The organism is Melghirimyces algeriensis (assembly GCF_900182565.1).
Lineage (GTDB): Bacteria > Bacillota > Bacilli > Thermoactinomycetales > DSM-45169 > Melghirimyces > Melghirimyces algeriensis.
Genome location: NZ_FXTI01000001.1, coordinates 308,401 through 321,773 on the forward strand (window position 1 = coordinate 308,401; position 13,373 = coordinate 321,773).

The window sequence follows — 13,373 nt, forward strand, 5'->3', positions numbered from 1 at the left end:
GGGGGAGACCGATGTGTTTGCCGAACGGTGGTTTTATGATCTAATCATGTATATATACGCATTGAGCTTATTATTTGCTTTTTCCGACATCATGCAATCCAGTCGGCGTGCACGTCGGTTGGCACGTTTCTTTTTGGTGACCGTTTGGTTTTTTCAAACGGTTTTTTTCACATGGAGGGTTAGTCAATTTTTCCCAAAGCTTGTTGGAGTGGATTCCCTGCTTTTTTATTCTTGGGCATTGGTGACCGCTTCACTGGTCATTCATTACCTGTACCGGATGGACTTTATTGTTTTTGCAGTCAACCTGCTCAGTTTTGGCTTTTTAGCTACCAATCTGTATATTACACCGAAAGCCGGTTTGTCTCTGACGGAACCACTTCTGTCTGAACTGGTTTTCATTCATGCGACTTTGGCATTTTTGGCTTATGCATTATTTTCTCTTTCCGCTGTTTGTGCAGGGTTTTATTTGATTGGAAATTACATGTTAAAACAGAAAAAATGGAACCGGATGTTAAGGCGCTTGCCCAGCCTGGGAAGATTGCAGCTTTTTTCTTATCATTTGAACATACTGGGGGTTCCTTTATTGATATCAGCCATCATCTTGGGGCTGGTCTGGGCTTCAGAGAAGATGGCAGGAGGCTTTTGGTATGATCCCAAAATTCTTGGTTCCTTTATTGTATTGATATTTTATTGCATTTATCTTTACCAACGGTTTGTCCGGGGCTGGAACGGACAACGTCTTGCATGGTGGAGTGTCATTTCTTTTTTTACGATTGTATTAAACTATCTGATTTCCAACGCAGGTATGTCTTTTCATCAGTGGCTTTAACCTGCAGTTTGTGAAACGTAAATGGCAGAGAAGGAGAATGTCTCATGCGAACAGTTACTGTCGGTACCAGACGAAGCCAATTGGCTGTCATCCAAACCGAGTGGGTGATCCAACGGTTACAGAAGAATATTCCGGAAGACTGGAAACTGGAATTGGAAAAAATGATCACCAGGGGAGATCAGATCTTACATGTTACTTTATCCAAGGTGGGAGGAAAGGGACTGTTTGTAAAAGAGATTGAACAGGCCCTTCTCGATGAAAGAATTGATCTGGCTGTCCACAGTATGAAGGATATGCCCGGAGAACAACCGGAGGGGTTGACATTTGGAGCGGTTACATTGCGGGAAGATCCAAGGGATTGTCTCCTGTCCCGAAGCGGTCTAAAGCTGGAGGATTTGCCGGAAAACGCTATCGTGGGAACCAGCAGTTTGCGTCGGCAGGCCCAGATTCTTGCATTTCGACCGGATCTCAAAGTGGAACCGGTTCGGGGGAATCTGAATACACGTTACAAAAAATTGATGGATGGCCAGTTTGACGCCATTGTTCTTGCTTATGCAGGGATTCAGCGAATGGGCTGGGAAGACAAAGTAACACAGATCCTCTCGGAAGAAGTCATGCTTCCCGCTGTTGGCCAGGGGGCACTGGCGGTTCAATGTCGCTTTAATGACCACGAAATCATGGAGGCATTGCAACGGATCAATGATTTGGAAACAGAACAGACGGTTTCCGCCGAACGTACATTTCTTCATGCATTTGAAGGAGGATGTCATCTTCCCATCGCCGGTTATGCTGTTTTGGTGGAAGATGAGATTCGTCTTCGTGGAAGAGTGGCACATCCCAGTGGAAGAACGGTTTTAAAGGGAGAACGAAAAGGAAAGAACCCTGAGGAAGTGGGACGCCTCCTTGCGAAGGATTTGATGGAAAAAGGAGCGAGGAAACTGTTGGATGAAGTGAGAGAAGGGGAAGAGCAATGAATGGATATTCTCCGACGCTTTATCTGGTCGGAGCCGGTCCGGGAGATCCCTCCCTTCTGTCACTAAAGGGCAGAGATGCGATTCGACGGGCAGATGTTCTGTTTTACGACCCGAAAGTGAATCGCGCCCTTCTAAAAGAAGGCTCTGACAAAGCGGATTATGTCCCAGTAGAGACGGGGTCACCCAATGGTTTGCAGGAAATGCTGAAGGCGGTTGCGGAGGAGAAACGTGTGGTGTGGTGTGTTCCCGGTGATCCTTTTCTGCATTCCTCAGTGGTTCGTGATGCCGAACGATTGGCCCGACATGGGGTGGTTTGTGAACCAGTTCCGGGGGTTCCTTGGCAACTGGCGATCCCTCTGTATTCCGGGATTCCTGTCGGTTCCAATTGGATGGTACGGCAATATGGGGAAATGAATGAGAAAGATTGGGATGACTTGGTTGCTGCTTCAGGAACCAGGATTCTCTGCCTGGATGGTCACTTTTTGCCGGATGCCACTCGGCGACTTTTGTCCGCAAATGCTTCTCTGGATCTGTCGGTGGCATGGGTGAAGCATGGGAGCCGGATGGAACAAAGTGTGTGGACTGGTTCATTGGGCCAACTTTCGAATGGGGCTCCAGATCCGGGAGAGGGTGTCCTTATCCTGGGGGAGGTGGTTCGATCTCAGGAACACCTTCAGTGGTTTGAAAAAAAACCTCTGTTTGGACGAAGAATCCTAATCACCCGTGCGAAGGGACAAAGTGAGAGTATGGTGCAACAAGTCCGGGAGCTGGGTGGTGAAACCGTGGAGTTTCCCGTCATTGACCTTCGCCCGCCCCGGCAACAGGATCAGTTGGATCAAGCGTTGAAACAATTGGACCGATATCAATGGGTGATTTTTACCAGTGTCAATGGAGTGGAATACTTTTTCAGTCATTTAAACCGATTAGGAATCGATGTTCGTCAGATGTATCGAGCACGGTTGGTCACGATCGGGCCAAAAACGGCGGATGCTTTGGAAGAGCGGGGGCTTCGGGTGGATATTCAACCGGAGGAGTACCGGGCCGAATCATTAATCGATGCGTTGAAGCCCATGGTGTCGTCTGGAGAGAGGGTATTGCTTCCCAGGGCGAATATTGCACGGGAGTTACTCGCTGTGGAGTTAGAACGAATGGGTTGTGTTGTGACGGATGTGGATGCCTATGATACCGTTCCCGGAACGGAAGGGTTGCAAGAGACTGTAGAGATGTTGCAACAAAAGAGGTTGCATATCTTAACATTTACCAGCTCTTCCACCGTTCGATATTTTGTGAAAGCTCTCCAATCCATAGAAAAGGATTGGAAACCCCTTTTGGAAGGCGTCCAGGTGGCATGCATCGGACCGATTACGGCAAATACCGCAAAAGAGCATGGAATTTGTGTGAATACAGTTGCCCGGACATACACGATTGAGGGTTTGATTGAAGCGGTGAAAAAACTACCCTAAAAAATTGGAATGCCAGGAGGTTTAAAATGAAATCATTTCGTCGCCATCGTCGTCTGAGACAAAATCGTGGGATTCGCCGGATGGTACGGGAGCATCACGTTTCTCCGGATGATTTTATTTATCCCATCTTTGCTGTGGAAGGAAAGGGATTGAAGACAGAAGTCCCTTCGATGCCGGGCGTGTTTCACTTTTCTCTCGATCGGTTGAATGAAGAAGTGGATGAAGCGGTGGAAGCCGGGATTTCCTCTGTAATTTTATTTGGCGTGCCGGAAGACAAGGATGCGTGTGGAAGTGCTGCCCAGGCTGAAGATGGAATTGTGCAACGGGCGATTGCTCAAGTGAAAGAGCGTTATCCGGACCTCTATGTCATGGCGGATACATGTCTGTGTCAGTATACGGACCACGGTCATTGCGGTGTGGTTAAAGATGGGCAGGTTGTCAATGATGAATCGCTTCATATCCTGGCTCAGACCGCTGTATCCCAAGCCCAGGCCGGAGCAGATATGATTGCTCCTTCCAATATGATGGATGGATTTGTCCTGGCCATTCGCGAGGCTTTGGATAGAGCCGGCTATACTCAGATCCCAATTCTTTCTTATGCCGTAAAGTATGCCTCTGCTTTTTACGGCCCATTTCGGGATGCTGCTCATTCTACCCCTCAATTTGGGGATCGGCGTACATACCAGATGGACCCGGCCAATGCCAGGGAAGCGCTGAAAGAGGCGGAAACCGATGTGGATGAGGGTGCGGATATGCTGATGGTGAAACCGGGGATGGCTTATATGGATATCATCCATCGTCTGCGGGAATCGTTTCATTTGCCTATCGCAGCTTACAATGTCAGCGGAGAGTATGCTATGGTGAAGGCAGCTGCAGCAAAAGGATGGATTGATGAGCAGGCGGTGGTTTTAGAAATGCTGACAGGATTGAAACGAGCTGGTGCGGATCTGATTCTGACTTATCATGCAAAAGAAGCGGCTCGATGGCTGAAAGAGGGTGAATGAAGCGAAGTAAAAATACACCTGGCAAGGAGGAAAAACGGTGTCCGATACTTATCCCCTGCGTTGGCTGAGGGGGAATATGAAAGAACGTTCTTTTAACATTCCCTTTAAAGAGGCGGAAATACGGCTGGATATGCCCAGTCCGTTGAATTTGAAGAGTTGGTCCGTTCATGTCGCCGGGATTGATGCATCAGGTATGGCCATTCTGGATGATTGCTATTATTACGGAAATCGAAGACTCGTCCTTTCAATGGAAACGTTGATGGAAAAAAGGCTTCGTGGAGAAGTGATTATTCGCTCGGTGACCGTTGGTCCCCGATCCAGGGTAAGCTTTTCAGGTTCCGGCCTTTTGGAAGGCTTTGAACGGTTGTAAAAGCGATAGAGGAGTTGATTGGATTGAATGACAATCTTGAACGGTCGAAAGCTTATTTTGAGGAAGCCAAACAATATATTCCGGGTGGCGTCAACAGTCCGGTTCGAGCATTTAAAAGTGTGGATATGAATCCGGTGTTTGTTGAGCGGGGCAAGGGCTCCAGAATTTATGATGAGGATGGGAATGAATATATCGACTATGTTTGCTCTTGGGGGCCGTTGATCTTGGGACATTCTCATCCGGCTGTGGTGGAATTGGTTCAGCAGACAGCCGCCAAAGGAACCAGTTTTGGAGCACCGACAACGATTGAGACCAAACTGGCCCGTTTGGTAACGGAAATTGTTCCTTCCGTGGAAGTGGTTCGGATGGTGAATTCCGGAACGGAGGCGACAATGAGTGCTCTTCGGTTGGCAAGGGCATATACCAAACGAAACAAGATCCTAAAATTTGAAGGGTGTTATCATGGACATTCTGACAGTCTGTTGATTAAGGCCGGATCAGGGGTAGCAACACTTGGTCTTCCCGACAGCCCTGGTGTTCCGGAAAATACAGGACAACATACGTTAACCGTTCCATATAACGATCTGGATAGTGTGCAGTTGGCCTTTCAAAAATTTGGCCATGATATTGCTGGTTTGATTGTAGAACCTGTTGCTGGCAATATGGGAGTGGTCCCTCCTGAACCTGGGTTTTTAGAGGGTTTGCGTCGACTGACAAAAGATTATGGTGCACTTCTCATTTTTGATGAGGTAATGACCGGTTTCCGTGTCGATTATCATTGTGCTCAAGGGCTTTATGGGGTGGAACCAGACCTGACGACCATGGGGAAAGTCATCGGTGGAGGATTGCCGGTTGGGGCCTATGGAGGAAAGCGGGAGATTATGGAATGGATTGCTCCTACAGGTCCTGTTTACCAAGCGGGTACACTGTCCGGAAATCCGCTTGCTATGGCAGCTGGTCATGCTACCCTGAGTGAAATGGGGAAACCAGGGACCTATCAGCAGTTGGAAGAAAGATCGGCACTCTTGGAAGAAGGTTTGACGAAGAATGCCAAAGAAGCAGGCATTCCCTACCATATTAACCGTGTGGGCTCCATGGTTTGTCTCTTTTTCACGGGAGAAAAAGTGACCAGCTATGATCAGGCAAAAAAAGCAGATAAAGCGTTATTTGCTCGTTATTTCAAAGCAATGATGAAGCAAGGAATTTCCATTCCCCCATCTCAATTTGAAGGAATGTTCGTTTCTACCGCTCACACTGTGGAGGATATCGAAAAGACGATTGAGGCAAATCGCCAGGCGCTGAAACAGTTGTAAATCAATTAAAGGAGCTGCCAAACCGACATTGGCAGCTCTTCTTTTTTGGAAATAAAGGTTATCAGTGCTTTCGGACAGAGCTAAAGTATATCTGTACAAAACCCGCATATAGTTACAGTACAGTTGTAATTTTGTGACTTACTGCCAGAGGAATCAGGGGGAGTGAAGAATTCTGTCAGGCCAAGAGGTTGAAGAGGGGGGATTTTTGTGACGGAGAATAGTGAGAACCAACTTCGGTTTGACATACTGGAAAAGGTTCGCTTACATCCCCAACAACCAGGAATTCAAAATATGTTGGACTTGGACCTTTATCCAGATGTTGAAATTGAGGACCAAGATACCCATTTGAAGATTCATGGATATCTGCGTTTGACAGGAGAATATGAAGGAGAACAGGAATCATTGAATTCCAGAGGGGAGGAAGGGAAACCGGAGGAAATTGCCTATGTGATTCCGGTGGAGATTACACTTCCCGCAGACCGGGTGGATTTAGATCGGATTTCTTCAGAAATTCAGTCTTTTGACTATCAAGTTCTTTCGCCCTTTGAACTACAGATTGAAGCGGTTCTCACCATTGACGGATTAAGGGAAGAACAGCCCAAGCAAGAGGTATCCGATTATGAAGTAGTGGATCGGCTCGCCACATTTTCTGTTTCCGATTCCGGCAGAATGGAGTTTGAAGATTCGGCAGAGATCAACCAGGAGGATGCTGAAGAGGAAAACGCTGAACCTTATCCAAATGAGTACCAGTTTGTTCATGTTGCCAGAAGTGACCAGGATGAAGAGAAGGTGCAGACATGCTCTGATCATCATCCGACAGAGGATGAGCCAAACCAGAAAGAGAACGTGGAAACTGAAGATTCTCCAATGGATGAAGTGATGGTGGCTGATGAGAAACAGGAAGATATAGAAGAAAATGAGAATGACGGGCGATCGGCCGATTTCGAGGAACAGGAAAAAAAGGTTGTCTTGAATCCTGGGAAGGATGAAGAAACAATCCATTTTACGGATCATTTCTTGCGCAATCCAGATCAAAAAGAATTTTCTTTTCAGGATCAAAGGGAAGCAAAAGATGAGTTCGAAGATAACAACATGGAAGCGAACCAGTTGGAAGAAGAGGATCACACGTCGGAAGATTCAAAAAGTACTATGGAAGATAATGATCAGTCGGAAGAATCAGAGGAGAAATCGGCAGGAACCGGACTGGACTGGGCGAAATGGATCATCAAAGATCCAAAAGAGGAATTTGTTAAATTACGCATGGTCATTGTGCAAAAAGAAGATTCCCTTGACTCTTTGGCGGATCGTTATCAAGTTCCCGCGAGCAAAATCCTTAATATGAACCAATTGGAATCCAATCTCCTGGAAGAAGGGCAGATTATCTATATACCTGATTCACAATGATTGATTGGAACCAAACATTACTGCCGGGTCTTTTGGGACAGTGGCCCATAAAAAAAGAAGGAGGACGGAGAATGAAATTGGTTCCTGATCGTGATGACAGTATATTGCCTGCTGTTTTCAAGGCTTATGGATGGAATCCCCGGCAGATTCGTTATATTCGAGGAGTTCTACGTGTGGATACAGGAGATGAAATATATGCTTTGAAAAAAACATCTGCGAAACCGGACCACCTTTGTTTTTTGGACAAAATTTTTTCACAGCTAAACGAGGCGGGATATCATTATCTGCTTCCATGGGTAAAGACGGATTCGAACGAGGTATTTGTGGAGGAAGATGAGAGCTGTTGGTATGCTCAGCCTTGGTATGGCAAGGCGATGGAAAAAGGGGATGAGGTGTCACCAGATGAACTGATCAGAGGGTTAGCTCGTTTTCATAAATTGTGTGAACCGGTAATTGCTGATGAAGCTGAAGCGGACTTACCTTCTGTCACGGTAGGACTGGATAGGAAAAAAGAGTATGCGCAACAGTTGATGCAGTGGCGTGAAGCTGCAATGAACCGGGAGTTTGCCTCCCCTTTTGAGAAGGCTTTTTTATCCCATTTTGATTATATTGACAAAGCGATTTCCTTTACCATTCGCGGGCTGGAAAAGTACGGTCAAAAAAACAGAGGAAGACCGCCCAGGTATACACTGGTTCACAATCGATTGCATCCCCATAACGTTTTGGTTGGTGACCAGGGATGGCGCTGGATTGACTTTGATCATGCTACAGCAGGCAGTCCCGTAACTGATATTGCTATGTTTCTTCGACGATTTATTCCTTTTGATGGAGATGAAGTTCTGGACCCGTTTTATTTACTGGACGAATATCAGTCGGAAAATCCCTTGATGGGAGAAGAGAAAAGGCTTCTGGCTCTCCATTTGGCATATCCGGAAGGATTGATTCGGACCATTCACTCTTACGATCAACAACAGGAGGCAAGAACAGAATCGGTGTCGGTTCAAAAGTTGGAAGAAGAGATTGAACGGTTGCACTTATTTCAAGAGTGGGTACGAACGGTATGGAAATCCGGGAAAAACGCTGAAGGAAAAAAACGTCCATCTCACGAGATGGCCCAAGTTCATACTTCGTATAAAAAACATTGACTCAGACAGCGTCGGTTTGCTTCCGGCGTTTTTTTGTTTGTGAGAATAGGAAATAATGATGATCCGGTATGCATTTTGGAGGATTTTAAAAATGGATATTCCAATCTATATTAAGAATAAAACGATGTTTCCTATGAAAAAAACGCAAAAAGGGTGGACAATCGGATAGGAAAAGCGCAAAATAAACGATAGAGAAAAGGTGGACAAAGGGGGTTTTGTCTTGACCGTGGTGAAATCAACCGTACGCAGTGTGTACCGCGGACTTTTGATTTTAATTGCTCTCAGCTTTATGCTTCTCAGCACGGTTTTGTTGCTGGCTTTTCTCGCCAATCCACAGCTGATGTGGGAGAGCGTGCAACAGGCTTTTGGTATGGTAAAATAAATGACGTTTTGAGAATGGTCAAGCAAGGTTTTATATTTTTGTTTTCCGGGAAAGGATATGGGTATTCAGAAGAGTTTTTGGATACTTTCTCGTTTGTTGAAAGAATCCGGTAGATTTGACGTTACCGAAATGAAAGGTTAGAATAAAAAAAACTGAGCGCAATGGTGATGATGGGGAGAGTAGACGGTAAAGCCCTTTTCCAGAGAGAAGGTCCCCGGCTGAAAGACTTTCAAGGGAGCCCGTCGAATGTCACCCTTGAGCCGTCCGCCTGAAAATGTAGTAGGGTGGACCGTTTGGCCTGCGATACTAGGCCTTGAGCGCATCGGTACAGTCCCGACGGGATGCCGGTGAAAAAAGGTGGTACCGCGGAACTCCTTCCGTCCTTTGGACTGAAGGGGTTTTTATTTTACATAACGAAATGTAAGGGGGACCAATATGGCTGAAAAGAAACCAACCCTGCCCACAGCTTATCATCCAAAAGAGGCAGAAGAAAAATGGTATGACTATTGGCTGGAAGGGGGGTATTTCCAGGCCGGAAAACATCCGGAGAGAGAACCCTTCACCATTGTCATCCCTCCACCTAACGTTACGGGAAATCTGCATATCGGGCATGCTTTGGACAATACCATTCAGGATATCCTGATTCGATGGAAACGGATGGAAGGGTTTGATGCTCTCTGGCTTCCTGGAATGGATCATGCGGGAATCGCCACCCAGGCACGAGTGGAAGCCCGTCTTCGAGAAGAGGGAACGACCCGTCACGAGTTGGGGCGTGAAAAATTTCTCGAAAAGGTTTGGGAGTGGAAGGAGCATTATGCACAGATCATTCGGAACCAATGGAGGAAGTTGGGTCTGTCCCTTGACTATTCCAGAGAGCGTTTCACCATGGATGAGGGTTTATCAGAGGCGGTTCGGCAAGTTTTTGTACGCCTTTATCAAAAAGGGTTGATTTACAGGGGAAAATATATCATTAACTGGGACCCGGCAGCTCAAACCGCCCTGTCGGACATTGAAGTGATTCATAAAGAAGTTGAGGGTAAGCTGTATCACATGCTTTATCCCCTGAAAGACGGAAGCGGTCATATTCGCGTAGCCACGACCCGTCCGGAAACGATGCTTGGAGATACGGCTGTTGCGGTCCATCCGGATGATGAACGATATCGGGATTTGATCGGAAAAACGGTCATTTTGCCTGTGGTAAACCGAGAAATTCCCATTATAGCCGATCACTATGTTGATCCCGAATTTGGGAGCGGTGCAGTGAAAATTACCCCAGCCCACGATCCCAACGATTTTGAGATGGGCCTGCGACATAATCTGCCGCAGATCCTTGTGATGGATGAAACAGGGAGGATGAATACAAAAGCAGGTCCCTATAAAGGACTGGATCGGTTTAAGTGCAGAAAGCAAATCGTAAAGGATCTTCAGGAAGCTGGTGTATTGATAGAGATTGAAAACCATACTCATTCTGTCGGACACAGTGAACGATCCGGAGCCGTGGTAGAGCCCTATTTGTCCACCCAATGGTTTGTACGCATGAAACCGCTGGCAGAACAGGCGATTCGCAATGCCCAATCCGATCAGGGAGTGAAGTTTGTACCGGAGCGTTTTGAAAAAATTTACTTGCATTGGATTGAAAACATTCGGGACTGGTGCATATCCCGGCAATTATGGTGGGGGCATCGGATTCCTGCCTGGTATTGTGAAAAATGCGGGGAAGTGATTGTTGCGACAGAGAATCCGACGGAATGTCCCAAATGCGGATGCTGTGATCTCAAGCAGGATGAGGATGTCCTTGATACGTGGTTCAGTTCGGGACTGTGGCCTTTTTCCACTCTGGGTTGGCCGGAAGAGACAGAGAGTTTCAAGCGATATTATCCGACCGATGTTCTGGTGACTGGGTATGACATTATCTACTTCTGGGTTGCCCGGATGATTTTTACTGCCTTGGAGTTTACAGATACCAAGCCTTTTCAGGATGTTTTGATCCATGGTTTGGTTCGGGACTCCGAAGGGCGAAAAATGTCCAAATCTCTCGGTAATGGTGTCGACCCGATGGAAGTGATTGATCAGTACGGGGCGGATGCCATGCGTTTTATGCTGTCCACCGGAAGTACACCGGGGAACGATGTTCGCTTTCATTGGGAACGGGTGGAGGCCGCTCGCAATTTTGCTAACAAAATCTGGAATGCCTCCCGGTTTGCATTGATGCATCTGGAGGGAGTGAAAGCGCAGGACATCTCTCTGGAAGGTCCGTTATCGACAGCGGATCGCTGGATTTTGCATCGTTTAAACGAAACAGTTGAACATGTAACAAGCCGCTTAAGTCGGTATGATTTGGGGGATGCGGGGCAGGTCCTGTATCATTTTATCTGGAACGAGTTGTGTGATTGGTATATTGAATTTGCCAAGTTGCCTCTTTATGGTGAGGATGAAGCAGCAAAACAATCCACTCGCTCCGTATTGGCCTACGTATTGGATCAATCTCTTCGGCTGTTGCATCCATTTATGCCTTTTATTACAGAGGAAATCTGGCAACACCTTCCTGTGGAAGGGGATAGCATTACCATTGCCAAATGGCCTTCCAGCCGAGCCGCTTTTGCGGATTCCAAAGCGGTTCACGATATGGAAGTTTTAATTGAAACCATTCGTTCTGTGCGCAATATACGTGCAGAAATGGATGTGCCACCGAAAAAGCAGATTGATCTGCTCATCCGTTCCGACAATGAGACATTATCCGCTTTTCAGGATAATGAAGCTGCCATCTGCCGTCTGTGCGGTGTAAATCGGTTGCAAGTCGGTCCATCCATCGATCGGCCTGACCGTTCCATGACAGCAGTGGTCACTGGGGCTGAGATCTTTCTCCCTCTGGAAGGATTGATTGATATCGATCAAACCATTTCCAGGCTAGAAGGGGAGTTGAAGAAGCTGGACAAAGAAGTGGAGCGGGTGGAGAAAAAGCTGGCCAATCAAGGATTTATCCAAAAAGCTCCCGCTCATATCGTGGATGAAGAAAGAAAGAAGGGACAGGAATACCGGGATAAGCGGGAAAAAGTACGTAACCGTCTCAAAGAACTGAAGGGAGAATGATAGCGATTCTGTCTTTCTCCCCGGTAGATGAATGAAATATAGAAGGGGATATACGATATGGCGGAAGGTGCGGTTTTTTCCTCTGCAAAAGAGATTTTTGAATGGATGGAGCATGGATGTTCACAGGGAATTCATCCAGGATTGGACCGAACAAAGTGGCTGTGTAAACGATTAAACCATCCGGAGCGTCGGCTGAAAATGATTCATATTGCAGGGACAAATGGAAAAGGATCTACAGGAGCCATGATTGCTTCTGTTCTTCAAAAGGCTGGCTATCCGACGGGGATGTTTACTTCTCCATTCATTATGAATTGGAATGAACGAATCACGATGGATGGTCAACCCATTCCGGAAGAGTCATTTGTCCGCTGGGCCAATGAACTGATCCCGTTAGTGGAGGAAATGGATCAGGAAGGAAGGGGACGTGTTACCCCTTTTGAGTTTTGGACCCTGGTGGCCATCCTCTATTTTGCAAAAGAAGCATTTCCCTGGTTTGTGGTCTGGGAAACTGGTCTGGGTGGTCGTCTGGATTCCACGAACGTGGTTTATCCACTGGTTTCGGTTATCACCAATATCGGACACGACCATACCCATATATTGGGGGGAGAAATTTCTCAAATCGCCAGGGAAAAAGCAGGAATTATCAAACCGGGAGTTCCGGTGGTTACGGCTTGTGAAGATGATGAAGCGTTGAACGTGATTTGTTCTACAGCAGAGAGGAAAAAGAGTCGACTGTATCGGTTTGGTCACGATTTTGATGCAACATGCCTTTCTGAGGGAGAGGACGGAGTTGTCTTTTCTTTTCAAAACCGGTTTCGGGTTTTGGAAAAGGTGTCGGTTCCCCTCAGAGGATTTCATCAGGTAAAAAACGGAGCTACAGCCTTAATGACGTTGGATGTGCTTCGGCAATATTATGCCGCAGTGTTTGAAGAGACAGATCTGATTGCGGGAATGGAGGAGGTCACGTGGCCTGGCCGTCTGGAGAAGATAGCCGATCGACCCAAGGTATTGCTGGACGGGGCTCACAATCAGGAAAGTGCAGAAGCCTTGGCCCGTGCTCTTCAGCATTTTCAGTATGATCGTCTTCATCTGTTGGTGAACGTTTTAAATGATAAAGATGCCAAAGCTATTCTCAATCCTCTTCTTCCATTGGCGGATTCGATCATGGTGACTGGCATTGATGATCCTAGAGGGATGCATCCGGAACAGCTTTGTAAAGTAGCCGGTAAATTACAACCAGACCTTGTGATCCAACAAACCCTTCAACCGGAACAAGGACTGAAGAAGCTAATAAATGAAGCCGGAGAAAATGATTGCATCTTGGTAACCGGAACGCTGTATTTGATCTCAGACATAAGAAAAAAATGGTGCTCGCAATAAGCGATTAAGGGTGGGTGAA

The 13,373-nt window shown here is 46.7% G+C and carries 11 protein-coding genes and 1 other annotated feature; all 11 genes read left to right on the forward strand.

Translation table 11 applies throughout. The annotated features are described in order from the left end of the window. Positions 1–13 precede the first annotated feature (13 nt). The 11 genes from FN782_RS01420 to FN782_RS01465 all read left to right on the forward strand — a co-directional run bounded on the left by FN782_RS01420 (position 14) and on the right by FN782_RS01465 (position 13,354). Positions 14–829 carry a cytochrome C assembly family protein gene (locus FN782_RS01420; RefSeq protein ID WP_142503981.1) on the forward strand — a complete coding sequence of 272 codons (816 nt, stop codon included), beginning with the start codon at positions 14–16 and terminating at the stop codon, positions 827–829. Between the two features lie 44 nt (positions 830–873). Next, positions 874–1,803 carry a hydroxymethylbilane synthase gene (gene hemC / locus FN782_RS01425; protein WP_142503982.1) on the forward strand — a complete coding sequence of 310 codons (930 nt, stop codon included), beginning with the start codon at positions 874–876 and terminating at the stop codon, positions 1,801–1,803. Further along, the gene (locus FN782_RS01430) at positions 1,800–3,266 is read left to right on the forward strand and encodes a uroporphyrinogen-III synthase (RefSeq protein WP_142503983.1); all 1,467 of its coding nucleotides are present in this window, start codon (positions 1,800–1,802) and stop codon (positions 3,264–3,266) included. Before hemC ends, FN782_RS01430 begins: the two co-directional genes overlap by 4 nt. Positions 3,267–3,292: 26 nt before the next feature. Then, entirely contained in the window at positions 3,293–4,270 is a 978-nt protein-coding gene (gene hemB / locus FN782_RS01435; RefSeq protein ID WP_142503984.1) for a porphobilinogen synthase, read from the forward strand. 37 nt (positions 4,271–4,307) lie between these two features. Then, the gene (locus tag FN782_RS01440; RefSeq protein ID WP_142503985.1) at positions 4,308–4,640 is read left to right on the forward strand and encodes a hypothetical protein; all 333 of its coding nucleotides are present in this window, start codon (positions 4,308–4,310) and stop codon (positions 4,638–4,640) included. Positions 4,641–4,663: 23 nt separating this feature from the next. Then, entirely contained in the window at positions 4,664–5,953 is a 1,290-nt protein-coding gene (hemL, locus tag FN782_RS01445) for a glutamate-1-semialdehyde 2,1-aminomutase (protein ID WP_142503986.1), read from the forward strand. A 207-nt stretch (positions 5,954–6,160) separates the two neighbouring features. Next, positions 6,161–7,357 (forward strand): LysM peptidoglycan-binding domain-containing protein, encoded by a 1,197-nt coding sequence (locus FN782_RS01450; protein ID WP_142503987.1) that lies wholly within the window; start codon positions 6,161–6,163, stop codon positions 7,355–7,357. A 71-nt stretch (positions 7,358–7,428) separates the two neighbouring features. Next, positions 7,429–8,502, forward strand: coding sequence for a phosphotransferase (locus FN782_RS01455; protein WP_185955967.1), 1,074 nt, complete (start codon positions 7,429–7,431; stop codon positions 8,500–8,502). A gap of 220 nt (positions 8,503–8,722) precedes the next feature. Next, the gene (locus FN782_RS16620; protein WP_185955968.1) at positions 8,723–8,884 is read left to right on the forward strand and encodes a hypothetical protein; all 162 of its coding nucleotides are present in this window, start codon (positions 8,723–8,725) and stop codon (positions 8,882–8,884) included. 158 nt (positions 8,885–9,042) lie between these two features. Next, positions 9,043–9,272 (forward strand) — a binding site (T-box leader). A gap of 47 nt (positions 9,273–9,319) precedes the next feature. Then, positions 9,320–11,974, forward strand: coding sequence for a valine--tRNA ligase (locus tag FN782_RS01460; protein WP_142503989.1), 2,655 nt, complete (start codon positions 9,320–9,322; stop codon positions 11,972–11,974). Positions 11,975–12,031: 57 nt separating this feature from the next. After that, positions 12,032–13,354: a bifunctional folylpolyglutamate synthase/dihydrofolate synthase gene (locus FN782_RS01465; RefSeq protein ID WP_142503990.1), complete on the forward strand. Its 1,323-nt coding sequence runs from the start codon at positions 12,032–12,034 to the stop codon at positions 13,352–13,354. Positions 13,355–13,373 lie beyond the last annotated feature (19 nt).

Excerpts from the sequence above, each read along its gene's own strand:
- hemC (WP_142503982.1), top strand. The coding sequence starts at position 874 with ATGCGAACAGTTACTGTCGGTACCAGACGAAGCCAATTGGCTGTCATC.
- FN782_RS01430 (WP_142503983.1), top strand. The coding sequence starts at position 1,800 with ATGAATGGATATTCTCCGACGCTTTATCTGGTCGGAGCCGGTCCGGGA.
- hemB (WP_142503984.1), top strand. The coding sequence starts at position 3,293 with ATGAAATCATTTCGTCGCCATCGTCGTCTGAGACAAAATCGTGGGATT.
- FN782_RS01455 (WP_185955967.1), top strand. The coding sequence starts at position 7,429 with ATGAAATTGGTTCCTGATCGTGATGACAGTATATTGCCTGCTGTTTTC.
- FN782_RS01460 (WP_142503989.1), top strand. The coding sequence starts at position 9,320 with ATGGCTGAAAAGAAACCAACCCTGCCCACAGCTTATCATCCAAAAGAG.
- FN782_RS01465 (WP_142503990.1), top strand. The coding sequence starts at position 12,032 with ATGGCGGAAGGTGCGGTTTTTTCCTCTGCAAAAGAGATTTTTGAATGG.